The sequence below is a fragment of the Streptomyces sp. NPDC059256 genome (assembly GCF_042753785.1).
Classification (GTDB): Bacteria; Actinomycetota; Actinomycetes; order Streptomycetales; family Streptomycetaceae; genus Streptomyces.
This window is the reverse complement of sequence record NZ_JBHYZO010000002.1, coordinates 297848-324396: the sequence shown is the minus strand read 5'-3', so window position 1 is coordinate 324396 and position 26549 is coordinate 297848. Positions and strand designations below refer to the sequence as shown.

At 71.3% G+C, this 26549-nt stretch carries 14 protein-coding genes; all 14 read right to left on the bottom strand.

The features are described from left to right. Nucleotides 1-29: 29 nt before the first annotated feature. Complete coding sequence (locus ACFXJL_RS05975; RefSeq protein WP_384689568.1) at nucleotides 30-1031, bottom strand: ABC transporter ATP-binding protein; 1002 nt, start codon at nucleotides 1029-1031, stop codon at nucleotides 30-32. A gap of 3 nt (nucleotides 1032-1034) precedes the next feature. Beyond that, a complete protein-coding gene (locus ACFXJL_RS05970; RefSeq protein WP_358877082.1) occupies nucleotides 1035-2102 on the bottom strand; it encodes an iron chelate uptake ABC transporter family permease subunit in 1068 nt (355 codons plus the stop codon). A gap of 59 nt (nucleotides 2103-2161) precedes the next feature. Next, complete coding sequence (locus ACFXJL_RS05965) at nucleotides 2162-3238, bottom strand: FecCD family ABC transporter permease (RefSeq protein WP_384634007.1); 1077 nt, start codon at nucleotides 3236-3238, stop codon at nucleotides 2162-2164. 300 nt (nucleotides 3239-3538) lie between these two features. Beyond that, nucleotides 3539-6208, bottom strand: coding sequence for a hypothetical protein (locus ACFXJL_RS05960; RefSeq protein WP_384689565.1), 2670 nt, complete (start codon nucleotides 6206-6208; stop codon nucleotides 3539-3541). Further along, nucleotides 6205-7305 (bottom strand): hypothetical protein, encoded by a 1101-nt coding sequence (locus ACFXJL_RS05955; protein WP_358876977.1) that lies wholly within the window; start codon nucleotides 7303-7305, stop codon nucleotides 6205-6207. The genes ACFXJL_RS05960 and ACFXJL_RS05955 overlap by 4 nt, the downstream gene beginning before the upstream one ends. Continuing rightward, nucleotides 7302-8489 (bottom strand): hypothetical protein, encoded by a 1188-nt coding sequence (locus tag ACFXJL_RS05950; RefSeq protein ID WP_384689562.1) that lies wholly within the window; start codon nucleotides 8487-8489, stop codon nucleotides 7302-7304. Before ACFXJL_RS05950 ends, ACFXJL_RS05955 begins: the two co-directional genes overlap by 4 nt. Continuing rightward, the gene (locus ACFXJL_RS05945; protein ID WP_384689559.1) at nucleotides 8479-11166 is read right to left on the bottom strand and encodes a hypothetical protein; all 2688 of its coding nucleotides are present in this window, start codon (nucleotides 11164-11166) and stop codon (nucleotides 8479-8481) included. Before ACFXJL_RS05945 ends, ACFXJL_RS05950 begins: the two co-directional genes overlap by 11 nt. Further along, nucleotides 11163-15398 (bottom strand): tubulin-like doman-containing protein, encoded by a 4236-nt coding sequence (locus ACFXJL_RS05940; RefSeq protein ID WP_384689557.1) that lies wholly within the window; start codon nucleotides 15396-15398, stop codon nucleotides 11163-11165. The genes ACFXJL_RS05945 and ACFXJL_RS05940 overlap by 4 nt, the downstream gene beginning before the upstream one ends. A 139-nt stretch (nucleotides 15399-15537) precedes the next feature. Further along, complete coding sequence (locus ACFXJL_RS05935; RefSeq protein WP_384689555.1) at nucleotides 15538-18123, bottom strand: VWA domain-containing protein; 2586 nt, start codon at nucleotides 18121-18123, stop codon at nucleotides 15538-15540. Between the two features lie 124 nt (nucleotides 18124-18247). After that, entirely contained in the window at nucleotides 18248-18766 is a 519-nt protein-coding gene (locus ACFXJL_RS05930) for a Pycsar system effector family protein (RefSeq protein WP_384634022.1), read from the bottom strand. Beyond that, nucleotides 18763-21141, bottom strand: a complete 2379-nt coding sequence (locus tag ACFXJL_RS05925) for a hypothetical protein (protein WP_384689552.1) — start codon at nucleotides 21139-21141, stop codon at nucleotides 18763-18765. The genes ACFXJL_RS05930 and ACFXJL_RS05925 overlap by 4 nt, the downstream gene beginning before the upstream one ends. Beyond that, nucleotides 21138-24074 carry a hypothetical protein gene (locus ACFXJL_RS05920; protein WP_384689549.1) on the bottom strand — a complete coding sequence of 979 codons (2937 nt, stop codon included), beginning with the start codon at nucleotides 24072-24074 and terminating at the stop codon, nucleotides 21138-21140. The genes ACFXJL_RS05925 and ACFXJL_RS05920 overlap by 4 nt, the downstream gene beginning before the upstream one ends. After that, nucleotides 24071-25033 (bottom strand): hypothetical protein, encoded by a 963-nt coding sequence (locus tag ACFXJL_RS05915; protein ID WP_358876985.1) that lies wholly within the window; start codon nucleotides 25031-25033, stop codon nucleotides 24071-24073. Before ACFXJL_RS05915 ends, ACFXJL_RS05920 begins: the two co-directional genes overlap by 4 nt. A gap of 343 nt (nucleotides 25034-25376) precedes the next feature. Then, nucleotides 25377-26102, bottom strand: a complete 726-nt coding sequence (locus ACFXJL_RS05910; RefSeq protein ID WP_358876986.1) for a Crp/Fnr family transcriptional regulator — start codon at nucleotides 26100-26102, stop codon at nucleotides 25377-25379. Nucleotides 26103-26549: the final 447 nt, after the last annotated feature.

Here is a 26549-nt window from a genome sequence, read left to right as displayed (position 1 = left end):
GACGAGGAAGCAGAGTTGCTGACGGCAGGTCAGCCGGCGTCGGGATGCCGGGGTCGATCGGATCGAGGAGGTGCCTCGGACGCTGGGGCAGGAACCGGGGCGGGGACCGGCGCGACGACCCGGTCCGCTTGGGTACCGGCTCGGTCCGCTTGGGTACCGGCCGGGGCGCTTCGACGGCGCGGCGGTCCCGGCACCACCAGGGGTGAGCCGGTCACCGGGTCCGGCACGACGACCGCTTCCAGGCCGAAGACCTCCCGGACGAGGTCGGCGGTGACCACTTCGGACGGAGGTCCTTCGGCGACGATCCGGCCCGCCTTCATCGCCACGAGGTGGTCCGCGTAGCGGGCGGCCTGGTTGAGGTCATGGAGTACGGCCACGACGGTTCGCCCGCGTTCGTCGTTGAGCTGGCGCACCAGATCCAGCACCTCCACCTGGTGGGCGATGTCCAGGAAGGTCGTCGGCTCGTCCAGGAGCAGGAGTTCCGTCTCCTGGGCCAGGGCCATGGCGATCCAGACCCGCTGGCGCTGGCCGCCGGAGAGTTCGTCCACCGAACGGTCGGCCAATTCGGTGACCGAGGTGCGGTCCATGGCATCGGTGACGGCTCGCTCGTCCTCCTGGGACCACTGCTGCCACCAGTGCTGATGGGGCTGTCGACCGCGAGAGACCAGATCCGCGACGGTGATGGACTCCGGCGCGACGGGCGTCTGGGGGAGCAGCCCGATCGCCTGGGCGACCTTTCTGCTCGGGATGCGGGACAGTTCGCGACCGTCGAGGAGCACCGAGCCGCCGGCGGGCTTGAGCAGTCGGCCCAGCGCGCGCAGGGTCGTCGACTTGCCGCACGCGTTGGGGCCGACGATCACGGTGACCCGGCCGTCGGGAACGTCGAAGTCGAGCCCTTCGACCACGGTGCGGTCGTCGTAGGAGAGCGTCAGCCCGCGGGTGCTGAGCCTGCTGTCCTTCGACGCCTTCACATCGGCGTCCGCACCACCCGGGCGGGCGCTCGCCGTGACGGGGGAACCGGTGCTGCCCATGCCCTACGCCTTTCCTGCCGCGGTACGCCCGCGAATGATCAGCCAGATCAGATACGGCGCGCCGACCGCTGCCGTGAGCACTCCCACCGGGAGCTCGGTGGGGGAGAACAACCGACGGGCCGCGAGGTCCGCGAGGACCACGACCAGCGCGCCGATCAGCGCCGAGCAGAGCAGCGGGATCTGTGCGGTGCGCGTCAGCCGTCGGGCGGTCTGCGGGGCGAGGAGCGCCACGAAGTCCACCGGGCCCGCCGCACCCGTCGCCACCGAGGCCAACAGCACTCCGACCGTGACCAGACCGAGTCGCACCCGTCCCAGCCGTACGCCGAGCGCGGTGGAGGTGCCGTCGTCGAGCGATACGGTCCGCTGTGCTCGGGCGGCCCAGAGCACGGCGGGGATGAGTGCGAGCAACACCCAGGCGAGGGGTCGCACCTCTTCCCAGCCACGGCCGTTGAGCGAGCCGGTCATCCAGATCTGGGCCTGCTGGGCGACGTGCTGGTCGGCCTTGGTCATGGCGAGTTGGGTGATGGAGCGCAGCGCCACCCCGATGCCGATGCCGATGAGCACGAAGCGGATGGCGTTGAGTCCGCCGCGCCAGGCGAAGAAGTACACGAGTACGGCCGCCGCCAGACCGCCCGCGACGGAGAAGTAGGGCAGCACGGCGTACGAGGTGACCCCGAAGGTCAGTCCGACGACGGTGACCGCGGTGGCGCCCTGGCTGATGCCGATGATGTCGGGGCTGGCGAGCGGATTGCGGGCGACGGTCTGGATGAGCGCGCCGGCGATACCGAACGCGGCGCCGATCAGGAGCCCGACGACGAGTCGGGGCAACCGGAGCGTGCCCACGACGAGTTCATCGGGGGATGGCTGGCCGAGGAGTACGCGTAGGACTTCGGCCGGTGCGACGGTGCTCTCGCCCAGGGAGAGGTAACAGACGCAGGCGGCGGCGAGCAGCAGGGCGAGGACGGTCGCGGTGATGACCGAGCGCCGGTGGATCAGGAAGGAGGCTCGGTGGCCGATGCGTACGAGGCTGTACCCGGCCGGACGGACTCCCGGCTTCCGGGAGGGGGACATGACCGTCGGGTCCGGGTGGTCGAGTGCCCGGTGCGGCGGCGACTGGGTGGGGGAGATGCTCATGCCGGCACCTCCTTGCGCCGGACCAGGACCACGAGGAACGGCACGCCGATGAGGGCGGTCATGACTCCGGCGGGTATCTCTCCCGGCGGGAAAACGATTCTTCCCACCACGTCGGACGTCAGCAGCATCACGGGCCCGATCAGCGCCCCCAGCAACATCACCCGACCGTGGGAGGAGCCCACGAGCCGACGGGCCATGTGCGGTACGGCCAGTCCGATGAAGGCGAGCGGCCCGGCGACGGCCACGGCGGCCCCCGCCAGCAGGGTCGCGCCGACGCCGCCCACGATCCGTACGGCGGCGACGTTCCGGCCGAGCCCCCTGGCCATGTCCTCACCGAGGGCAAGAGCGTCCAGCCCCCGGGCGACGGAGACCACCAACACCGCGCCCACCAGCAGGAACGGCCAGATGCGGTGGATCACTTCGGCGTCCCGGCCGGCGATGCCGCCCACCTGCCAGAAGCGGAACTCGTCCAGGGTGGCGACCCGGGTGCTCAGCACCCCCATGGTCACGGACGCCAACAGGGCGCTGATCGCCGCACCTGCGAGCGCCAGTTTCACCGGGCTGGCCCCGCCGCGACTGCTGTGGGCGACGGCGTACACCGCAACGGTCGCGAGCGCCGCGCCCGCCAGGGCGAACCAGACGTACCCCAGGATGGTGTGGATGCCGGCGAAGGTGATCGCGAGGACCACGCCCGCGGCGGCTCCCTGGCTGATGCCCAGGATGCTGGGGTCGGCGATGGGATTGCGGGTCAGCCCCTGGAGGACCGTGCCCGAGAGCGCGAACGCGGCACCGACCAGGACCCCGATGATCGTCCGCGGTACGCGCAGATCCCGAACGACCTCGCCGTCCTCGCCTCCGCCGCCTTGGAAGAGTGCTTCGAAGACGACCGCCGGGGAGATGTGACGGGCGCCGACGGCGAGGCTCAGCACCACGGCGGCGCAGAGCACGGCCAGTGCCGCCACGAGGACAGCGGCCGTCGCCGCACGGCTGCGCGTCGATTCCGGTCCGGCCGGTGTGGAGGATTCCTCACCGGTGGGCGCGGTACCGACCAGAAGCGGTACTGGGGCTGGCATCTGACACTCAATCGGACGGTGCGGCCGTCGACGCCCGGTCCCCAGGGGCGGTTTCCGGACGCCTGAACCAGCGCGCATGGTTTGGTTAGGCTTGGCTAACCATAAACGTCCCATCGCAGGTCAGAGGGGCAAAAGCCGCACACCAGACATAAAATTTGTATAACACAACTGAACAGCCTGGCTGGTTCCATGCCTCGACCACTCCCGAACCGACCCCGAACAGATCCGCCTCACGGGGGCACAAGGGTGCCATCGGAAGCTCCCTCTTCCCCGCTTGGCTCCCTCCTTGGACCGAGGTGCTCAGCCGGTCGCCGATCCCCCGCCCGACATCCCGGAACCTCGTTCTTTCAGCCCGAGCGCCAACTCGCGCCAGACGAGGTTGTGCAGGACGGGCACCTCATCGGAGGGGCAGTAGAGCAGGAGCATTTCCAGGAACTCCGTTGGCAGCCCATCCCGGGAGGCGGCCAACTGCCGCAGGAAACGGCCCACCCGTTCCGCGACCGCATCGCCCGCCAGAAGCTTCTGTAGGGAACGGAACAGCCAACAGGCCACGTCGATCACTCGTTGGCCATGCAGGGGCATCAGGGCTTCATCGTCCGGTGGAGGCGGGACCTCCAACAGGAACCGGCGATCGAGCAGCAGTCCGCACAGGGTCTCCGACTCTTCCTCCGTACGGGACATCTCGGCGAGCTTCCTCAGCACCATGTTCTGCGCCTGGTACGACAGGAGCCTCTCTTCGGCGATGACCGCGAGCAGATCCTCGTCGCTGCATCTCTCCAGGTCCTGGAGCACCTTCACCTTGAGGTCTCCACCCGCATGGTCCCCCGCCGTGGCATAGCTGAGGTCCTGGTGCAGTTGACGGCGCTGGGGGGGGGTCAAGACCTGTCTGGGCTTGCGCTTGCCCACCCACTTGGTCGTACGGGGGAAGGGGGAGGAGAGGCCGAGCAACTCCTCGGGTTTCACGTGAAACATCTGGTTCTGATGGCTCGGCTGGGGGCCGCTCTGGGGCGGTGGAGACGTCGGCCGTGGCGGGATGCTTGCTTCCGCACGCTGGGTGGCGCTGACCGGATCGGCCCGGACAGCCGGGGCGTAGCCCGACGGCAGCGCGGAGAAGTCCGCGCCGACCGACGGCTCATCGGATGCGTACTGCCTGGAAACGTCCTGCCCGGACGGATAGATCGCTGCGTCTGGTGTACCTGGTACGTCTCGCGCATCCCGCGCGTCCCGCGCGTCCCGTGCATCCCGTGCATCCCGTACGGGGCCCTTGGCGAAGAACCCCCCGTCAGCGCCGCCGTCCCACTGCTGCCCGGTGGACATCGAGCGGGCCGAGGACGAGCCGTGCGCCGCGGCGTCCGGGGTCCAACCCGCCGAGGCTGACCCAGGCGCCGTCATCGAACCGGAACCCGTGGTCGACGCTCGGCCCGCATCGTGCCCGCCCGCTGCGGACTCGATCGAGTAGGTTCCGGAAGCCGCCCCATCCAACTGGTTCGAGGTGCTGCCACCGACTGCCGTGCCACCACTGTCGATGCCGGTCTGCGGCGACTCCAGCGCACCGCTGCCGTCCACCTGAACCGGGACGCCCCGACGGCCTCCCTTACCGGTGGACGAGCGGTTCGAGCCGGTCGCCTGCTCAGTACCGGTGACCGGCCGTCCCCCCGTACCGGAGGGCGTCCCGGCACACCCGGCAGTCGGTCGCCCCTCGTCCGCCCGGGGCCCGGAGCCGGGCAACTGCCCACCCGTGCTCCCCGATCGGGACGGTACGGAGTGCGTCCGTGACCCCGGGTGCGACTCCCCGCCCCGCTCGTACCCCGGGTGCGACTCCCCGCCCCGCTCGTACCCCAGGTGCGACTCCCCGCCCCGCTCGTACCCCTGCTCGTCGTCGTAGCCGGGGTGACCGTCGGGCCGCGCCGCGCCCGCCGACCGGCCCGACGGTCCCCCGGTGCGCCCTTCGCCGTGCCCACCCGCGGTGGTGTGCCAGTCCGTGCCCCGCTGGGGGCGTACCGTCCGGTCCCGGGGCGGCAACCCCCTCAGCGCACGGTCGACGGCCTCGTACCGCTCCTCGTCGTCCTCGATCTCCGCCAGCGCACCCCGCAACCGCTCCAGGGGCCGCTGGTACTTCTCCCGGGCGCCGTCCGCCGCCACTCCCCCCGCACCGATGTGGTCGACGTAGTGCCGAACCAGTTCCCGTGCCAACTCGGCCGCCCGGTCGGAGCCCTGCTCGGTCAGATCGATGCGCCGCAGCCGGACGTCCTCCTCATGAGAGGCACGCCAACTGGGCACAAAGGTGACCCGCAGTGGATGGGAGTCGATCGTCGCGTACGAGGCATAGGTCCAGCCCTCCCCGCCGAGCGTCGCCCCGAACACCTCGCACAGCCCTCGTAGCGCCACGAGTGCCGGATCGGGCGCCTGGTCGGAGCCGACCGTCCCGGCGCCTTCGAGCCCACGGGTCAGGGCGGAGACCCGCCCCGAGGGAGTGCGCAGCAACTGCGCCACGAGACACTCCAGCGGCCCGACCAGCGAGAAGACCGCCTCGTCCAGCCGCGGTATGGCGTGGTTCGCCATCGCGTCGAGCCGGTCGTAGGGGATGGGGTTCAACGTTCCGGACGCCTGCGTCCAGGTGTCGTCGCCCCAGGGAGAGGCACCGAGCCCCAGACAGAAGCTCGCCGTGAGGAGCCTGGTCGGGCTGATCAGTGCGTGACAGACCGTGCTGCCACGACCCTGGGCGTCCGCCTTGGGCCGACGCCTGACCAGCACCGCCCGGTCGTTCCAGATCACCCGGACGATGCTGCGCTGATCACCGCCGCGGACCCGCAGGATCGGGCCGAGTTGCTCCGCCATCTCGCGTGCGTCCCGCTCCCCGCAGGACTGGGCGACGGCGGAGATCCCCGCTCCAGCACCGCTTCGGTTGCCCGCCCATCGAAAGACGATCTGGTGGATCAGGGCGTCGCCCTCGTCGTGCGGCACGGTCACATCCCCACCGCTCCCGGGCCGTCGCCGCCGGCGTCACCGAGCACCCCGCACATCGACAGCACGGACACCAGCGGTTCGAGCACCCGCCGTGGCCGGGTGCCGTGCGGAAAGCTGTCCTTGTGCCCGTGGCTGCCCGTGGCGGAAGCGAAGTGCAGGGTGCAACGCAGTACGCCGTCGAAGGGCTGCACCCAGGCGGGCCCGCAGTGGTGCCGCAGGAAGGCGTAGGCGTCCCGGCTCTCGTCGCGCAGTTTGGTGGCGGACAGCCGGGCGGGCGGTGGCTCGGCCAGCCAGCGGTCGACCGGCGGTTCGAAGCGCAGCAGATCGGACTTGTTGATCACGACGGCCGCTGCGACACCGTGGTACGGCCCGCTGCGCGGCAACCGGTCCAACACGGTCTGGAACGCGGGGTCGCCACCGCTGGCGAGGCCCAGTTCACCGCGCAGCGGGTCGAGATGGGGCAGGGGCACCGCCCGCAGCGGATCGACGACGAAGACCAGGGCATCCACACCCAGCATGAACCGGAGCATGGCGTCAGTGCGCCGCAGGTCCTCACCGCTGAGGTCGAAGAAGGCCACCGGCCGGGTGCTGCCGTCTGGACCGCTCAGCAGCAGGGCGGCCACGAAGGAGGCGAACGACTCCGGCGGGGTGTGCTCCAGCATCCGACCGGAGCGCAGCCGGGTGACGTGCTCCTCGATGAAGACCCGGTGGTCCTGGGGATTGACGGACTGCCAGGTGATTCCGTAGCGCTCCAGGCCGCCGTCGATGATCTCGGCGATCATCTGGGTCAGCAGATGGGTCTTGCCCGTCGCGGAGTCACCGACCATGGCGACCGTCAGCGGGTCGCCGTGGGTGAGGTAGGGCGCCGGGATGTAGTGCTGCGGCACCCCGTCGGTGTTGCGGCAGCGCTGGTAAGCGGAGCGCAGGGTGTCGGCCCGGCGCAGCGGACTGTTCTGCGTGGACAGGTCCAGGGCCGCGTACTGCTGTCGATCGTCGCGGACGAACAACTGCCGCTCGTCGAAGCCGATGGGCTCCAGGCAGTAAGGGCAGAGCGTCTCCCGGGCAGGTGCCTGGCCCGGGGGTGAGGCGGAGGTCGTCATCGGTGCTGGTCTCCTCGGGAGCCTCGGCCGGGGTTCTTGGGGGTGGCGCTACCGCCGACGTGCCAGGCGTCCTGTTCCTTGCGGTCTTCGACGCGTCGACTTCCGGTCCTGCGGCCACCGCCGGGCGGGTAGTCGGGCGGCGGCGGACCGCTGCTCGCGCCCCGGGCGGACCGCACCAGCGAGGCGTGTTTGCGCCGCATGGCCTCGTCGAAGTCCCTGCGGTGCGGCTCCAGGGGGTCGGGGAGCGCGGTGGTGAGCGTCTGGGTGTCCGCGTCCGGCATCAGCCGGGAGAGCAGGGCAGCGGCGGATGGTCGATCGGCTGCGAGGGGGGCGAAGACGGGGGTGAGGGTCTGGGCGAGCGACCGGTGCCGGGCGAGGTCGGGCGAAGGTCCGTCCGCGCTGCCCTGCCGGCCCGTCACGATCTGGTGGAGCACCTGCCCGACGCTCCACAGCGCATCGCGCGCATCGACCTCGCCCACACCCGCCCGCTGCTCGGGCGAGGCATAGGGAGGCACTCCACAGGGGGTGCGCGCCCGGCCGATGCGGGTGATCGAACCGAGGTCCCAGAGTTGGGCCCCCTGCCCGTCCCAGCGCACGGCGGCCGGCACGATGCCCTGGTGCACCAGCCCCACGGCCTCCATCAGCCGCACCGCGAGCACCAGATCGCGTTCGATGATCCGCTGTTCGCCGGTGGACACGCCCTGGTTGAGCCCGGACACGGGACGGCCCCGGGGGGCCGCGTAGAGGATGAAGGGCTCCGGCGCATTCATGTCGTAGCCCACGGGCATCGGGAAAAGGCCCCGAAAGCGCGTGCCGCCGTAGGCCCGGTTCAGGGCCAGCGCGGCGGCGGTCTCGGCCTCCAGCAGGCCGTACGCGGTGTGGTTGCCGTTCTCTGATGCGGGCAGCCGCACCTGTACGCCCTTCCAGTCCTCGCTCTGGACCGGGCGGGCGAGGACGGGCGGGCGCACCAGGCGCGGCCGGTCGGGGCCCAACTGCACCCGCAGGGTGTGGTGTCCGCCCTGAGGGGTGACGAAGCCCAACTCGTGGCGGACCCGGGCGCCGCCCTGGCCCGCACCGTTGTCGCCCATGGGGCCGTCCGCCGAGGAGCGGCCCGGTGCGAACGGATCCCGCGGCCCTGCTCCCCTGGCCTCTCCGTACGCCCCGGGTGAGTGGTCAGTCGCCATGGCGAGGCCCCCTGTGTCGCTGGTCCGGCAGTTCCCGGGCGAACTCGTCGGCCCGGGTCCACACCGTCTGTACCGTTCCCGCACGCAGCGGGGTGAGTTCCAGGACGCCCACGAACCGACCCGAGGACATCCACACCGCGTCGTCCAGCGCGGTTTCGCCGTCGCCTCCGAACTGGCCCGACCGACCGGACCGATCGGACTCCAGCACCGGCCGGACGGCCGCGGGGGCGAACCTCAACAGGCGCGCCGCCGACGGGTCACGGCTGAGCAGAGCCAGTTGGGACGGGGAGCACAGCGGACGCAGCCTTCGCCCCGCCAACTCCGGGATGAGCGCCTCCCACACCCGCTGGGGTCCCACCCCGAGCAGTGCCATCGAATCACCACGGTCACGACCGCGGCGGGCGAACGCGGGCACGGGCAGGACGCCGTTGCTGCGCAGTTGTCGGTGCACCGATTCGATGCCCCTGCGGACGGCCTCGTCCGTGGTGGCCGGATGGTCCTGTGGCGCGGGCACTCCCGGTACCACGGCGCCCCAGTGGCGGCGCAGGGCGTCGACCGTCGCGTCGGCGAGGTCGGTGAGGAGCGTCCGGTCCAGCTCGGGACCGCCTTCGCCGCCCCCCTGGTCGAGCCATGGGGGCGAGCAGCCGTCGGCGTACACGGCCTCCTGGTCGGCGAGGCCATGGGGACGGCCGGTACGCCTGCGCTGACCGGGTACGCCCGCGGGGTCGGCCTGCGGTGAGTCGCCCGGCCAGGGGTCTGCGGACCATTCGTCGTCGTCCCAGTCCTGGACGTCCCAGCCATCGGCTCCCCAACCGTCCTCGGCTCCCCGTGCGCCCCAGTGCGCCTCCGGGTCGCCCTCGCCCCACTCGTCCGACGCGCCTTCCTGGGAGGTGCTCGCCGGCGCGAGGCGGACGGCCGAGCGCAGCGCACCGGCCAGGGCCCGTGCGCCGTCCGCGGTACGGGTCCGTTCCGCGGCGGCCCACCACTGCTGGCGGACGATCTCGGCGACCAACCGGTCCACGGTCTCCAATCCCACGTCGAGCCGCTCCACGCCGGTGGTGTCCCACCAGTCGTCGACCGCCCGGGCCCAGCGGATGCAGAGCAGCAGCAGGGTCCAGGAAGTGGCGAGCAGCAGGGTGGTGAAGCCCAACCAGGACGGCGGTTGCAGCGTGTGACCGAGTGCCCAGCCGCCAGCCACACCGACTGCGGCGGAGATGAGTTGGGTGCCCGTGGCCATCCGCAGGGCGCCGCCGCGGGCGCGGTTGGGCCGGGCGCGGGCGGCGAGCACATGCCCGACGAACAGGATCGTCAGCGGCAACAGGGCCAGCAGCGTGCCGGGCCACGACCACAGGGAGCCAAGGAACGACAGCCCGGCCACGGCGGTCCAGGCTCCGGGGCGGGCCCGGGCGAACCGGAACGGATTCGCGATGGTGACCGCCGCCACCTCGGGACTGCCCTGCTGCAACTCGGCGATCCGGCCCTCGGCTGGCAGGGGCGCGATCTGTTCGGAGAGGGCCGTGAGCCGCTCCGCGACGGTGTTCAGATCGAACCCGTCCTCCAGCATGGCGAGGGTGAACCGGTTGATCTCATCGTCGACCACGTCCCCGCGTGGGCGTTTGCCCACCGCTCCCAGCCCGGCGTACCGCTGCCCCTCCCCGGGACGTCCTCGGTCCTCCGCGGGCGGGAGCGCAATACCCACTTCCGCCAGCAGTCCTTGGGCATCGCCCGGTGCCAGATGGGGTGAGGCGCTGGCGCGCAGTGCGCCCGCCACCAGGGTGCGGTAGCGGCGGAGTTCCTGTGCGGACTCCTCGATCGCGCGGCTCAGTTCCTGCGCCGGGCGTCGCCCCACGAGGATGCCCACGGGACGGGCCAGCTCCGAACGGAACCGCCTGGCCCGCATCAGGGCCTCCGCGTACGCCCGGTGAGCCCGCTCGGCGGGACCTCCCGGCACATGGATACGAGCCGGGGCGGGCGGCGGCCCCTCGCCTGCGAGTTCGGCCAGCCGAGCCGGCAGGTTCTGGGCGCTCAGCCGTGGCCCGGTCGTGCCGGGCTGACCGGTGAACCGGGTGAGCGCACCGAGCCAGGCCCGTTCCAGCGCTGGTGCTGCCAGATCGTGTTCCAGGGCGCGCAGCGCGGGTGCGGCGGTGGCGGACGGACAGTGGCGCAGGGCGCCGAGGACACGGTCGAAGAGCTCCCTCTTGCGCAACAGGTCGACGAGGATGCCCAGTGCCGCGGTCCGCGCGGTGTCCGAGCCCCCCTGACCGTTGTCAGCCGCCCCACCGGCGAGGGGGTCGGCGGTCCAGAGCACTCCCACGCCCTCGGAGTTCAGGGCGGACACCAGACGGAGCCTGCTGGCCGAACGGTCCTCCTGCCCGGCCTCCCATGAGGTCTCCTCGTCCCATTCCGAGACCTTCGCGGACTCGTCCAGTTCACCGACGGCCAGGCACACCACCTCGACCGTGCCGAGGGTGGGGTAGCCCATGACGAGTTCATAGGCGTCGGCGTGGGCCGTGAGCCCCTGCGGGGTGTCCACGAGGAGGAAGCGCAGATCCGGCTCCGGCGCCACCTCCCCTTCCTGACGCCATTGATGGAGCACCAGGTCACGCAATCGCGCCTGGTCGGCGGGGCGTTCGTGCTCGGAGCGGAAGTCGAGTACGACGACGACGGAGCCGCTCACTCGGGGTCTCCGTCCCAGACGCCGCGGCCCTTGCCGTCGGAGTCCCGCTCGCCGTCCCACTCGGTCTCGCCGTCGCTGTCGGCGAGCCCCCAGGGAAGGGACGACTCACCACCGGGCCAGCCGGGGTCCTGGAGCGGCTCGTCCGGGTAGGGGGCGTAGGCCGGTTCGGAGGACGTCTGGTCGGGGATGAAGGCCGCGGCCGAGGCCACTCGGCCCGCGGTGGGCGCGGTCACGGGTCCGTAAGCCCGGGGCCCTCGGTTCCGGTCGGGATCGCCGGCCCCTGCGGGATCGCCGGGATCTGCGTGGTCGGCCGGGTCAGTCAACTGCCCGTTGGTGTAGTCCGCATGGACCTGTCGGGGCCGGCGGGCGGCTCCGGTGGGATCGGCGGGCGGCTGGCCGTGCCCCGCCCGTGGCGGTACGGGCCAGTCCGGATCGGCGCCGCCCGACCGTGGGCCCGGTTCCCGGCCCGCCCCGCTGTCGTACGCGTCTTCCCCGGCGCCCTGTTCCTCGCGTGCCGGCTCCCTGCGTCGGCGTCCTTCGGTGGCTCGGGCCCCGCCCGCCCCCTCCGTCCGATCGTCGCGGCGGGCCCCGGCGCGACCGGCCTGGGGCCCGGACGGTGCCGAACTCCTGGCGCCCGCAGCGGAGCGCGGAGAACCCCGATCAGGGCCTTGGCGCGGCACGTCTCCGTACCGATCGGCCTGCGGCGGCTCGTCGTACCGATCCCGACGCGGCCGGTCCGATGCGTACCGCGAATCACCGTCTGTGGTGTGCCGGTCCCCGCGGTCGTCAGCGTCTACCCGGTCGTCACTGTCGAGGCGGTCTTCGTACCGGTCCGCGTGGCCGCGTCCCGCCGGCCCTTCGTGACGCTGACCGCCAGCCCGCTGACCGCCCGCACGTTCACTGCCAGCCCGTTCACTGCCAGCCCGTTCACCGCCCGCCCGTTCACTGCCGTAGCGATCGTCCCGTGAGCGCTCCTCGTACCGGCGCTCATGGGTCGCGGGGTCAGGCTCGGACCAGCCCTGGTCCCAGTCCTCGTCCCGGCCGCGGGGGCTGCGCGCCGGTTCGCCGCGCCGGACCGGGGTGTGGTGGTCGCGCACCCACTCCTCCAGCAGCCGCAGGTTCGGCTGCACCGGGCGCTTGCCCTCGGGGAAGGGGACTTCGAGCGCGCCGACGAGGGTCTCCTCCCAGAACTGGCGCAGGGGACGCACCCACTCGGCGACCCGGTCCCCGTACTGGTCCTCCCGCTCCTCCAGGAGACGGAGTTGACGCGGCGCGATCTCGTTGACGAAGCGCCGGTACAGCTCCGACGGCTTGCTGCCGGAGGTGGTCAGGTCCTGCGGGAGGACCCGCATCAACTCCCGGCAGTAGTCCTCCACGATGGAGCCGTCGCCGTCTCCGTCGCCCTCGCTCAGCAGCGCCCAGTGCTCGTAGGCCCGCAGCAGGCTCGCCCAACTGGAGATCTCGTCGTGGTGCTCGTCGAGTTGCAGCGTCATGGCGGGCACGTCGTTGCCGACCCGGTCGTGCAGACGGATGCGGACCTTGCGCGGCGACGCCGGGTCACCGAGGCAGTCGACCTGCCCGTTCCACATGGCGCACAGCAGCCGGTGCAGGATGTGCTCGCGGTCCTCCTCCGTACTGGCCAGCCAGTCGTCCTGGTAGCCGAGGCGCTGCCGCCAGCGCAGCAGGTCGTCGTCGCGCTGGTCGTCCTGTGCCCGGGCCCACTGACGCAGCACCGCCCGTGCCTCCGGCACTTCGGTGACGCTCATCTCGCTGCGGAACAGCACGACCGTGATCGTGTCCGAGTCCACGCCGCGGCACTCGATGGTGCGCTGGCTGTCGCGCGGCAGGTGCAGCGCGCGCTTGAGGTAGGTCTCCGCCGCGTCCTTGCTGTGCGCCTGCGGATAGGTGATGAGGATCTTGAGCGGCCCACTGCCCTCCGGGGTGAATCCCGCGGGCAGCAGCCCGGCCACCTTGAAGCCGAACTGACGCAGTGCACCGGAGCTGACCTGCTCGGCCGACTTGGAGTCACCCGCAGCCGCGGACAGCAGGGTGCCGAGGCTCGGCATCAGTGGACGGGAGCGCTGTTGGCGCCCGCTCTCAGCGAACAGCTTCTGCACCCGCTCCTTCAGCACGCCCTTGACCCCGGACACCGCGGCGGCCGGATTGCGCCGGCCCTCCGCGAACGTGCTCTGCCAGTGGTCGGAGCTGACGAGGGTGAGCAGCAGCGCCGTCTCGTCGTCGCTCCCGCGCAGTGCCTCGCTCTCGATCAGACGCTCCATCAGGTCCTCGTAGAACTCGCCGAGGCTTGACTGCGGCGGCAGGAAGTACGAGACGCCCGTACGGTCGTCGTACAACTCCTTGACCTTCGCCGCGTCCGCGGTGCGCTCCTCCTCGACCGCATCGCGGAAGGCGTCGATGAGCTGGCCCAGTTCGTCCTGGAGGTCATTGGCTGCGGACCGCCAGCGGGGCTCCTGTTCGTTCCAGGCGCGGTGCCAGACCGCCCGGGCGCTCAGCTGGTACCAGTCGTTCTGTTCCTGGATGACCGTGGCGACCTCGTCGTCGGCCCAGCGCGGCCGGGACAGACCACCGATCCGGCCCCGGATGCGCGGCACGATCGGGGGCGGGAGCGCTCCGCTCTCCAGCCCGGCGGGCGCCTGCCGGCGGTTCTCCAGCACTCCCAGGAAGCCGAGGCCCGCCACGGGGTCCGCATCGTCCGGGATGCCGCGGATGACCCCCTCCAACTGGAAGAGGTCGATGTCGCGGAGCATCCGCTCCGCGGCGGCGCGGGGCTCGAATGCCTCCGCGAGGGTGATCACTTTGCGCCCCACCCGGCGTTCCAGATCGCCGAGTTGACGCCGCATCGTCTCCAGCCGGTCGCGCAGCGCCTGTTCGATGTCGCTGCTGCCCTTGGGAACCACCGTGGGCTCCGGTACGGCAATGGCCTCCCGCCGCCAGAGGTCGCCCAGCCCCGCGGCCTCGAACATCTGACGCACCAGCGGGGCGTTATCCGTGGTCCGGGGCACCCTGCGGTCCAGCAGCCTGGGCACCGCCCTGGCCAGCATCCGCGCGGACACCAACTCGGCCAGTTCGTCGAGGGGCGCGGTCATGGAGGCGACCAGACTGGTGGAGACCCCTCGATGTCCGATTCCACTGGCGGCCCTGGTGCGTCGGGTGACGCCCCGGTTGATGAAGTTGGCGGCGAAGGTCTGGTAGTCGTCGTCCGCGTGGGCGGGGCCTTCGCGCAGTTCCGTGCCGATCAGGGACAGCACCAGCGAGACCATGGATCGACGCAGGTCGTCCGGCCTGATGCCGGCGGTCAGACTGAAGAGGAACCCCGTCGGTACGGTTCCGTTGTCCAGCCGGATCGGGTGCATGTCCGGGTAGCGGATGCGCAGGGCGTTGAGCTGCTCGGTCGCCCCCAGGTCGGATTCGGCGTCCGGTACGTTCTGCCGGTCGACGAGCCGGAACAGGTCCACCACGGCACGTGCCGCGTTCAGCTTGGCCGCACGCCCGCCGCCGTTGCCTTCGGGGAAGGCCGAGGGCATCACCACCAGCGGGTAGATCCTGGCGCCTGTGAAGTTCTTGTCCTTGAACGTCTGGCCGATCAGGTGCAGATAGTCCAGGAAGATGCCGGTGCCGGTGCCGCCCGCGACGGAGAAGGCGACGAACACGTCGCAGCCGCTGATCGGGCCGCCCTCCAACTCCTCCAGTTCACTGCCCGACCGGCTGATGATGTCGATGGCCTCGCGCAGCGGCTCCACGACCGGGGCGGTGCCGTTGCGCAGGGTGCCGAACAGGGCGGCCCGGCCCACGGTCGGCCACTGGCCCGCACCGTTGCGCAGGGGCACCACCTTGGGTTCGCCCTCGCGCGGCGGCAGCCAGTCGGACACCTCGTCACGGAGTACGGCGCGCAGCATCCGGGTCACATCAGGGGAGCTGAAGTAGCTGGCGGGCAGCAGGTCGTGTGTGGCGCGTGCGGTACGGGCGTACGCGTCGCGCAGAGTGCGGTCGGCGTTCATGTGGGGAAGCCTGGCGAGTTCGGACTCGCTGTAGTCGGCGTACACGAACTGGAGGCAGTCGGGCAGCTGGTGACGTTTGCGCTGGCTTCCCGCTGTGAGCGCGTTTCCGTCGGGCCCGCACAGTTCGGCGCGCAACCGCCGTTCCAGTTCGGCGCCGACCAGACCGCCGGTACCACCCAGGCCGACGAACAGCATCGGCTGGAAGATCCTCATGATTTCTTCTCTCCGCGAGGGCCGGAGCACCCGGCCGGTTGTGGGTGAGGGATGTGCAGTGCCGTGCTCGCGTGGGGGATGTGATCCCGGCGTGGCCCGGGCCCGTCGAGGCCCGGGCCGCGCCGGTCAACCGCTTCGGCTAGAGGTCCGGATGCGGCGAACCGCCGCCTGAGGAGGCCCCCACACCGCCCGATGAGGGCGGATAGGCCGATCCATGAGTGGCGCCCGGGCGCTGCTGGCCACTCCGGTCGCCCGACTGGCCGCCCGGCCCACGGCGTCCGCTGCCGTCCAGCAGCCGGACCAGACGCCGCAACGCGCCGCCGCCCGTCGCACCCCGCCCGGAGCCGGGCTCGATGCGCAACTGGACCGTGCTGCCGGGCAGCGTCACCGCGGTGCCGATCCGTACCGACTCCTCGGCCCGACCCGGCATCCGCAGCAGCCCGCCCCGGGGCCCGCGCCGCAGGTAGTAGCCACCGCTGGTGGGACGCGGCTCCAGCCGAGGATCGTCACTCTCCTCGTCCACCACTTCGAAGCGGTACGGGACCACCCCGCCCGTGCTGACGGGCAGCGAACTCCCCTCCCGGTGGCCACCGCCGTGGGGCACCAGCAGCCTCAGCACCAGCCCCGAGGGGTCGGCGCGCATCTTCCGGGCGCGCCAGGCCCAGATCACATAGGCGATCAGAGCGACCAGCAGGATCGCGCCTGGCACCACGGCCCACCAGTAGTCCCGCCACACGCGCTCGGGCAGGGACGGCACGGGCACCACCTTGATGGTGACCAGCTTCGCTTCCAGCACCTGTTCGTCCGCGGCCGTGTCGACGACGCGGATCTTCCCCGCCAGCGTGCGTCCCTCGGTGTTGTCGCCGACGCGGAGGGTTCCGTACTCAGTGATGGACTCCCCGGGATCCAGGGCGTATTCGCGGCGCGAGAGCGTCAGATCGCCCGGGGCGGCATCCTCGACACTGAGGCTCAGCGTCCGTCGGGTGGTGGTGTGGTTCTCCGCCTTGAGGGTGAAGCGGGCGCCCTCGCCGGGATGAACGGTGGTGTCGGAGACCTTGATGTCGGCCCGCACCAAGTCGTTGACGCCGCCGATCCGGGTGGGGAAGGGCCGGTGGTCAGCCGTCAGGCCGACCGCGCCGAGCACACCCACCGTCTTCAAGGCGCCGGTCGCGGTCTCGGGCACCTTGACCGTGCCGGAGAAGATCCCGTCGCGCGCCTTCGTGTCCTCGCCCTCGCCGTCGTCACTGAGGGAGATCGGTACGGGGTCGAAGCCGTCACCGGTGAGGGTCGCCGAGACCCGTAGGCGATCGAGGTCCGTACGGTTGGTGATCGACTCGTGGTCGCGGGTCTGGAGTTGGAGTTCCACCACCGGGCTCTCGCCCGGACGTGGTGCCGTGGGCTTCATGCTGATGGAGGAACGCAGCGATCCGCGCCACTGCACACCGACGCTGGCGAGCTTGTCCCGATGCCCCTCCGGGGCGTCGAGGTGCACCGTCCAGTTCCCCGGCCGCGGATCGGTGACCCGCAGCGCCTCCACGTTCTTGCCCTCGCCGGCGAGGGTGAAGGTCGATCCGTCGCGGTGCTTGCCCGGCTCGACCTTCTTGCCGAGCGGATCGATGTACGTGACGGTGACCTTGGGATCTCCCTTGGAGACAACGATGCTCGCGAGTGTGGCGAGCGGGGAGATCCGCAGCTTGACATCGGTCGGCGGGGTGCCCTTGACCGGCTTTTCCGAGACCAGGCAGCGCGCGCCGGCGAAAGCGGCCTGAAGGGCGTCGCCCACCGCCTCGGCGTCCGGCACCGTACGGGCCTGCGGCTTGGCCTGGGGCAGATTGACGCAGGAGCCCTGGTGGGCACCGGCAGCCATCTCCTTGAGCTTGCCAGGATCGGCCTTTCCGAACCCGAGCGGCCAGATCTGCACCTTGGCGGCCTTGGCCTCCGCGAGCGCTTCCCCCAGTTCGCGCTTCCCATTGGCCTCGCGGTCCTTGGGGTCGCCGTATATCGGGCTGTCCTCGACGTCGAGGAGGCCGTCGGTGAGCAGGAACAGGACCCTGGGCACATTCGGTTCGCCCTCGCCGAGCCGGTCCACGGCCTGGCGGATGGCCGACGGGAAGTCGGTGCCGTTGCCCTCGTTCTGCTTGCGGCTCTTGAGCTTGCCGATGCAGTCGCTGAGCTTCTCCCGGGCCACTCCGCTGAGCGTGGTGGCCGGGCAGACCTCGTCCACCGGCGACTGCCGGTCGTTGTCCGCGCTGGCGAACCCCAGCACGGTCATCCGGGAGAGGTCCGACATCTCACCGACGACGATGCGCTCGGCGGCGTCCCGCTCCCGCTCCACGTCCTCCTGGGCCAAGGACCCGGACACATCCACCACGATGGCGGCATTCACCGGGTCCTGGGTCTCCGCCTTGGCGAGCGCCGCCGAGTCGAAACCGCTGCCCGCGCCCTGGACGGGCGACGGGGACAGCGTCAGGGCCGCCAGCACCAGGGCGCCGAGCGCCGCGCCACCGCCCAGAACCCGACGGCGAGCCGCGGTGCGGGGCGAGTGACGGCGCGCACCGAGTCCATCCGAGGCGGGCCACCCAGCGGAATCCCCCGTATCGATCCCGCTGGGCGTGCCCACCCGGCCCCCCGGCTCATGGCCCGCGATTTTCCGCGGGCCGGTTCCCGTCGGCGCCGGTGCGCCGCGGGCTGCGCGGCTCTGGTCGCCGCTTGGGTCTGTGCTCACGTCTCCACCCCGTCTTTCTTCCTGCCAACCACTCGTGCTCGTATCCGCGGCCGTCGCGCTCCGCTGCGCGCTCTTCGACTCCGGCCCCGTCCTCGGCCCCCGTCCGGTCCGCCCCCTGTCGCGGTCAGACCGTCAGCAATCCGGCCGTCACGCACACCACCCCCATGAGCAGCCAGCCCACGCCCCAGCGGATGCAGCGGTACTTCCGGGCGAGGATGCTGCTCAGGTCGACCGTCTGGGTCACCAGCCAGGCGGCCGGCTGCCCGCCCGCGTCCGTCACCGCGGTCAGGACTCCCGCGTGGCCCGACTCACGGTGGATCGCGAGCACATCCGCGTAGAAGGTGATGCCAGGCCCGTCCCGTTGAGTTCGAAAGCGGGGGAGTATGGCCCGAACGAGTGACATGGCACCGAACATCCATACGAGACCGCCCACCGCGAGCAGCCCCATGCCCGCGGTGGACGGCCGGTCAGGAAACCTCGCGTTGCTCGCCACGAGTGCGGGCAGGGCGAGGACGAAGGAGAGCAGCACGGACGCCTTGGTGTCGGCGCGCGCCAGGTCCTCCCGTACGAACGTCAGCAGCCGGCTGGCCGCATAGCCGGCGCCGGAACTCTCGACGGTGTCGACGAGCGCGGGGGCGGTCATCCTCGACCCCGTTCGTCATCGGAGACGGACCAGTAGTCGCCGCCGCGCTCCTGCCGGTCGTCGGAACGTCGGGAAGGCTCGTCCCGGTAGCGGTCGTCCCGCTCCCGATCCCGCTCCCGGTCCTGATCGCGGTGTCGGTCCCGGTCCTGATCGCGGTGTCGGTCGGGTACGTCACGGCTGTCCCTGCCCCCGTCGTCCCTCGGGCGGTCGTCCCTCCTACGGTCGCCCCGGTACCGGTCCTCACGTGAGGAACCATCACGCCCCCGGTCGACGTCGGACCGGCCGTTCCTGCCGGCGTCCCCGCCCGGACGACCCGAGCCCGATCGGCCGTCGGGTCCGTCCCACGAGCGGTCGTCACGCCTTCGGTCGTCCCGCCCCGCATCGTCGCGCGACCAGTCCTCCCGCCCCCGGTCACCGGCTCGCCGGGGCCCGCCGGAACGGTCCCGCTCCTCGTCGTCCCACGACGGGTCGCGGTGTGTGCGCCCCCGCTCGGATCGCTCGTCCCCGGCGCGGGTGCCCTCACTGCGGCCCCCCACCGGCCGGGGGCCACCGGGTCGACGTGATGCGTCCCGGCCGTCCCGAGGACGGTCGTCGCGACCCGCCCGAGCGGAACTGCCCCGGTCGCCCCGGTCCCTGCTGCTGTCGCTCCAGTCCCGATCACGATCACGGTCGCCGTCACCGTCACCGTCGCGAACGACTCGCGGGCGGCCCTGCCACTCCTGATCGTCCGAGCGCCCACGGTCCGATCGACCGGAGGAGGACCAGCGGTCCGCGGTACGGGAGTCGGCGTCATGAGCGTCACTGGACCTACCGCGGGAGCCCCGATCCGAACCGAACCGATCCGAACCTGAGCGATCCGACCCTGAGCGGTCCGACCCTGAGCGATCCGGTCCCGACCGGTCCGAAGCCGACCAGCCTGAACCGGAGCGAACCGGACCCGACCTGTCCGGACCCGACCTGTCCGGACCCGAGCGCCCGCGCGAGCCCTCACCATCGGACCGCCCGCCCTGCGGTCGACCACGGGAAGGACCGCCGTCCCCCGACCTTCCTCCGGACGAGGTTCGACCGCGCCCGGGTTCGTCCCCGGGCGGCTCCGCCCGAGCCGAACCGTAGGAATCGTCGTCGTCCCAGAGATCGCGTTCCGGACGCCGGCCCGATCCGGCCCGTCCACCACCGGCGTCAGCGTCAGCGACGGACACCCCGTCCTCGTACTCGTCCACCCAGGAGCCGTCGTTCCAGACCCGCCCCTCGCGCGGCGGTCCGCCCCTCGACCCGGCATCCGCGCTGGGCCACGGCGGCTCCTGCCGGCCCGTACCGCTCCGAGGCTGTTCGCCGCCACCGCTCCCCGACGAACCGGGCGGCAGGGAGAGCCGCGGCGGCGGCGCGGGCGGCAGAGCCCGTTCGGCGAGGGCCACGTACTGCGGGTCGGTCGACCGCTGCCCCGGCAGGATCAGCGAACGCAGGTGAGCCTCCAACTCGGGGCTGGTGATCCGGTCCTGCTCCAGCATCCGCAGGAAGAAGTCCCGGGTGTCGCTGCGCCCTTGGGCGTCGTCCTCCTGCATCATCGTGATGACGCCCTTGACGTCCTGCTTCGTACCGGAAGCCATCAGATAGGCGAGCCGGTCCGAGGCCGATCCGGCGGCCAGCTTCGAGTACGCGGCGAAACGCCGCCCCACCCGCTGCTCCTCGCCCTCGTCCGTACGGGCCTCACGCACCTGGTCGAGGATCACCTCATCGGTGCCCACGTCCACGAACAGCTCCGCGCTGAGCCCCACTTCAGCCCCGAGGTCCCGCCAGCGCCCTGCCCTGATGTCGGCGCGGATCGCGGTGTTGGCCTGCTGTGCCTCCCGTACCGGATAGCGCTCGGACACCTCCCGCAGTCGGTCCACGATCTCCTCGCCGAGGTCCCGCTCCACACTGGCGAGTTGGTTCACGGCCACCCGCTCGTAGTCCGTCACCTGCCACCGCAGAGTGATCTTGGTGACGAAGAAGGTGGCCGCCCCCGCGGCGGGAAGCCTGACCTCGAAGGTGGTGATGTGGCGCCCGCACGCCACATGACACACGCTCAGTGGGCGTGCCCACCAACGCCGTTCCCGGACCTCGTGGGGTCCGTTCACCGTGTAGACGGTGCAGCCGCCGCCCTCGTAGAAGACCACCGACGCCGACTGGGCCCCGCCGTCGTGGCGATAGCCCCGGCCGGGGAGCGGTGTCTCCCGCAGGAACGGTCCAGGAATGCTCTCCGGAAGCCTTCGGCTGTTCTCCCCAGCGTTGTCGGGCAATTCCGCTCCGTTCCCCCGCCCCGGTCCCGGTTCAGCGACCGCTTCGGGCCATTCCGCTTCCATCTGCTGCCCGTCTTCTTCCGGGTACTGGCTCAACTCCGCTCCTCTCTCCGGCCGGGCAGCCCGGCCCCCACTACGTCCCGCACATGACTCGCGAAGGCTTCGTTCAGAGGTTCATCGGGGGCGTCCGCCATGGTTCGGAGCAGCCACAAGAGCCGCTCCCAGTCACGCCTTTGACGCATCAACTGCGGGAGGAACCACAGCAGGGCGCGCAGGACCTCGCCGGGCACCGGATCGAGTTCCGCTCCCGTGGCGGCCTCGTGGTCCTCGAAGACATAGATCCGCTGCCGTCGATCCGGCCCCGGCACCACGGCGTCCTCCTCGGCCACCCGCAGCCAGTCCCGAAGGGCGTCCATGGTCCCCTCGCTGGACAGATGGGTGTCCGCAGCCCGCCACAGCAGATCGGCCAGCGGGGCGTCCGCGCCCGGGACCGCCACCGCGACGGCGAGCGCCAGCGGCCAGTGGGCCCGCAGCTCCAGTTCGCGATCGGTCTCCTCGGTGGACGCGCGGGGAGCCGAGGAGAGCGTGGTGGAGCGCCAGCGCAATGAGGGAGAGCGCCGGTTCGGTCGTACCGCGGGCGGCAGCCGGTGCACGGGCAGCCCCGACGACGAGGATTCCGCACCGTGAAGACCCGGATCCTCGCCCTCCGTGGCCCCCGGCACTCCGCTCTCCGGCTCCCACAGCTCGTCGGTACGCGCCCAGGCGATGCGCAGCGCACTCAGCAGGGCGAGATTGCGGAACTCGCCGGTGAGCTCCGCCGCCCACTCCTTCAGGACGGTGAGCACCTCCGTGGCCCTGCTGCCCGATGCGAGCCTGGCCAGCGAGAACGACGCCACCTGGAGGTGCTTGCCCTCCTCCCGGCTTCCGATGTCACCGAGCAACTCGACCGCGTGTCGGGTGTCGTGCTCCGTGCGTCCGTAACCGAGGACGATCGCGGCCGTCCAGCACAGCTCCGATTCCGTGGCCTCCGCCCAGTCCCGTACCACCGAGCGCACGGCTGCCCGGTGCGGCTCACGGCCGCCCATCTGGTCCAGGGCCGTGGCCGCGAAGAAGCGGCGCCGTGGGGCGTCCGCCGCGGCCAGTGGACGGATGAGTTCCGCGAAGCCGTATCCCACGTCGGCGGCGCAGAGTTCACCCGCGACGACGGCGGCCCGTGTCCACACCTGGGGACGGGGATCGTCGGCGAGCGACCGCAGCCAGCGCACCACGGGCCCCCGAGCCGAGTGATGGCGCTCCCAGACCTCGGCCAGTACGGCTCCGGCCAGGGCCTCGCCCCGGTAGGCGACCGTGCGGACCGGCAACGGCACCCCGCCGAACGTGTCGTCCTCCTTGACCGAGAGGTCCGCCCGGCAGGCGGCCAACAGCCCCTCCAGGTTCTCGGTGAACACCGGCCTGCCCGGTGCCCTGGCGGGATCACGGGCCTGCAAGAGTTCCCACGCCAGCAGGTCGGCGGCGTCGGCGACGGCACTGAACGCCTCCCCGTCCAACACGGCGAGCGCCACCCGGAAGGCCATCTCGCGCAGCCAGCCGTCCATGTTGTCCGCCGACTGCTCCCCGCCCCGGCCGGACTCGTCGGCGAGAGCGGGTACGCGGGCACCGCCGCGTCCCGTGAACCACTCCCTCGCCTGGCCCCGGGCCACCTCTCCGCACGAGTCGAGGAGTTGTGCGCGGCTCAGCCCGCCGCTGACGTGCTGGACGACCAGACGTGCAACGTGCTCCGTCTCCCCCGGCCGCAGGGAGTCCAGTCGAATCCCCAACGCCTGCTGGAACAGGGCGTGATCGAGGATCTGGTTACCGGCGTCGAGCGCGGCCTCCGCCGCCTCCGAATCGCGGGACAGTCCGCGTACGAGGTGCCAGGAGAGCAGTTCGCGCGCCGGCGCCGGCGGACACTGACGTCCGTAGCGGCCGGTGAGCAGGCCGCCACCGGGTGAGGACGGCGATGCCACCAGCACCGCGTAGGCAGCTCGTTCGGCCAAGGCCGACGACAGGGCATCGAGGTGCAACTCCTGTGGAACGGGCCAGTCCCCCGCTTCCTCGGGCAGCTGAATGATCATGCCGCCGCCCTGTGGCACACCCGCGACGATGGCCGGGAGGTCGCGTACGAGATGGGCCGAGGCCGAGGGATCGAGCCGGGTCACGCGCCCGCCGCTCTGTGTCCCGTCCGCACCCTCCGCACCACGGGTCCTGCTGGCCGTGGTCAGCTCGTCGAGCAGGCACAGGGCCGTGGTCGACCGTCCGGTCCCGGGCGGTCCGCCGAGCAGCAGTACGCGTCGGTTGCGCAGGACGTCCTTGAGCAACTGGTAGCCGGTCGGGGCCCGATAGACCTGGCGGAGACGGGCCAGTTCCTCATCCGGAACGATGCCGAAGACGGGTGCCCTGGTCGTGCCCCTCCCGCCGACGTACACATCGCCGAAGTGGGCGTGACCGAACCTGCTGCGGTCGAAGACCCCGCTGTTGCCGCGGACCTCGAACCGGACCTGGGCCTCACGGCGGGCCCGGGTGGAGGCTCGGGTGCCGCCGGAGGCCCCCGTGTCGGCCAGGGGGTCGCCCATGGCTTCCCGGAAGCGCTCGCCCTGTCGCTGTTCCCGTTCCGCGCGCTCGTTGCGGGAGCCGTCGGCATCGTCGTCCTGCCCACCGGCCCCGGGGGAGTCTTCGCGGTCGCCGCGCTCCTCCCGCCCACGATGGTCATCGCCCCGATCCCGATCCCGATCCCGATCCCGATCCCGGTCTCTGTCCCGATCGCGGTCTCTGTCTCTGTCCCGATCGCGGTCGCGGTCGCGGTCGCGGTCCCTGTCGCGCTGGCCTCGATCCCGGTCCTGTTCCCGGTCACGCTGCCCACGGTCCCGGTTCTCCCGGTCCGGCCCCCGCTCCCGGCCGCGGTCTGCGTTTCCGGCGTTACCGGCATTTCCGGCGTCCGGAGCGGGCGCCCGGACGGGTGCGGCCCCCGCACCAGGGGCTTCCGCACTCACCGCTCCTCCTTGGGCGGTGCCGTATGACGTCCACCGAAGTGGGTCGTCCCGTAGCGGAAGTCACCACGGTCCACGAAGATGCTGTCCCCCTCGGCCTGCACCTCGAAGTGGGCACCTTCCCGGTCCCGGTCGGACTCCCCCTCCACCATGGGGTCACCGACCAGCCAGGGGTCCGGCGACGCGACGAACCTCAGTGCGTCCCCGTCCGCCCCCTGCTGTCCATGCTGTCCATCCGCTCCGGTGGCGGCACCGGTAGCAACGGCCCGTGCGTCCGTACCGAGATCCGAACGGGACGGTGCCCGGGCCCCGTTCCGGGCGCCCCGACCCCCCTCGGGCGCGGCACCGGCGCCCCGAAACGCCCCGAACTCCGCGTCCCCCGGCACGGCAGGCCGCGTCTCGCCGGGGATGTGGTACCAGGCTGTGAGGGGGCCTTCCTTGAGCATCAGCCGCGCCGGACGGTAGGTCGACGGCTCCATGAACCGACCGCCGTGCTTCACGATCGCCTGGTAGAGCGAGTCGGAGACCACACAGACGAGGTCGCGGCCGGAGTGGGCGAGCACATCGCGGGTCACATCGGATTCGGCCAACCGGCAGACCTGGTCGACGGCTTCGCCCGCCAGGCCGTCGTCATCGTGCTGAACGGGCCCCACGTGCATGCCGACCCGCAATCCGAGCGGTACGGAGAGTTCCTCATTCCCATCGCGCAACACCTGGTACAACTCGGCCAGCCAAGGGCCGATCAACTGCGCGGGTGGCACTCGGGCGTCCACGGCGGCGAGGAATCCGTCGCCCCTGTCCTCCCGATGGATCAACGACCTGCCCACGCCGCTGGAGTCGAAGGCTTCGTCAGCACATGCGTAGATGCGCCGACGCATCCGCAGCTTGGCGTTGTCCAGATAACGACCTGACCCACGGGCATCCACACTCATCAGGAACTTGTAGACAGCCCCGGCACCCATTGCGCCTCCCCTGGTGTTCACGGATGCAGGTCAGCATCCCCGCCCCCAGGGCTTTGGCATGTGGTCGTTTACACATCGTTCTGAAGCATTGGGATCTCCTGGAGGAGGCGCACGCCCCCTGCGCACCACCCCACTACTGAGCGCACGCCCCCGCGCCCCCTGCTCAGAATCGCCGCTCCCACCGACCTCGGAACCAACGAACATGGAGCTCAGAGAGCGAGAAACCGCCAATCCAACGGGGTGCGTCCCCCTTGGATACGTCCGCGACCGGAATCCGTCTCAGCGCCACACCCAGCCGAGGCACGACTACGTTCCATCGGCCCACACCCCTACGGAGAAATCCTCAGGAGGTTCGGCTGCGAAAGTCGAAACTGCCACCGGAGGCGAGCAACTGAAGCACCGTCGGGTCGACGAGTTCGATCCGCCGCTGCCCGGTACGGACGACATCGGCATCACGCAGCAACCGCAATGCCTTGGCCACCGCCTCACGGGTGGCACCCACGGCATCGGCGAGATCGTGTTGCGCCAGATCGACCAGCACCACCTCGGCAGCCGTCTTCGCCCCGCGCGAGACCGTGGCCGGACCGACCGCGGGCAGCTCCAACAGCCGTTCCGCCAGACGCTGGAGCACGGTCAGCGAAGCAAGTGATCTGCGCTCCTCATCGGCGCTGCGCAGCCGGGCCGCGAGTTGGGCCATCAGCAGGCCGTTCGCCTGTGGGGTGCCCGCGACGAAACGTCGAAACCGCTCGTTCATGATCACGCGAGCGGACACGGGACCGAGGGCGGTGACGGTGGCGCTGCGTGGCGAGCCGTCCAGCATCGCCATTTCGCCCACCAGCTCCCCGGGACCACGAAGGGCCAGAATCAGTCGGGAGGACGCCCGCTCGGTCGCGGTGGAGACGACGGCCCAGCCCGTGAGGATCACCAGTACATGGCTGCCCTCTTCGTTCTCCCGCAACAGATGTTCCTGAGCAGCGAACTTGCGTTCAGCGCCGAGGCCCAGCAGTTCTTCCCTGGCCTGCTTCCCCAGCCCATGGAGAAACGGCCGTCCTCGCCCCACCAGGCTCATTGCTCGCGCCACCCCTCGCCCTGTGCGTCGCCCATCGAGCGTAGTGACCCCCTGGAAGGGGCGGAAGCGATCGAGCGGATGGACATCAGCCGAACCACGGGCGCAACCGCCCTCTCCACCACCGGTCAGAGTGGCCGGGACCGTCCGCACCCGGGTACAGCGATCTTCAACCAGGACACCGCGTCGGGGTCCCGGTCGCCGAGTGGCCCGAACCCATCGCCAGACTGCTACGAACCCTCTCTCCGCTCAACCACTTTCTCCGGCAGTCTGCGTCGAAACCACACCATCCGCACACCGGCTCGACCGTCCACCCGATCCATCCCCGGTGGGCAGCGACCGGACCTCTGGCCGACGGCTGGCCGGGAACCCGAGAACGACCCCCCCTGCGTCGGAAACCGGCAGCGGGGAACGACCGCCCTGCCCACACTCGGCAACGACGTACGGCGC

What these genes read in the sequence shown, in the direction of transcription:
- ACFXJL_RS05975 (WP_384689568.1), bottom strand. Translation starts at nt 1,031, where the DNA reads ATGGGCAGCACCGGTTCCCCCGTCACGGCGAGCGCCCGCCCGGGTGGT.
- ACFXJL_RS05955 (WP_358876977.1), bottom strand. Translation starts at nt 7,305, where the DNA reads ATGACGACCTCCGCCTCACCCCCGGGCCAGGCACCTGCCCGGGAGACG.
- ACFXJL_RS05940 (WP_384689557.1), bottom strand. Translation starts at nt 15,398, where the DNA reads ATGAGGATCTTCCAGCCGATGCTGTTCGTCGGCCTGGGTGGTACCGGC.
- ACFXJL_RS05915 (WP_358876985.1), bottom strand. Translation starts at nt 25,033, where the DNA reads ATGGGTGCCGGGGCTGTCTACAAGTTCCTGATGAGTGTGGATGCCCGT.
- ACFXJL_RS05950 (WP_384689562.1), bottom strand. Translation starts at nt 8,489, where the DNA reads ATGGCGACTGACCACTCACCCGGGGCGTACGGAGAGGCCAGGGGAGCA.
- ACFXJL_RS05965 (WP_384634007.1), bottom strand. Translation starts at nt 3,238, where the DNA reads ATGCCAGCCCCAGTACCGCTTCTGGTCGGTACCGCGCCCACCGGTGAG.
- ACFXJL_RS05930 (WP_384634022.1), bottom strand. Translation starts at nt 18,766, where the DNA reads ATGACCGCCCCCGCGCTCGTCGACACCGTCGAGAGTTCCGGCGCCGGC.
- ACFXJL_RS05910 (WP_358876986.1), bottom strand. Translation starts at nt 26,102, where the DNA reads ATGAGCCTGGTGGGGCGAGGACGGCCGTTTCTCCATGGGCTGGGGAAG.
- ACFXJL_RS05970 (WP_358877082.1), bottom strand. Translation starts at nt 2,102, where the DNA reads ATGTCCCCCTCCCGGAAGCCGGGAGTCCGTCCGGCCGGGTACAGCCTC.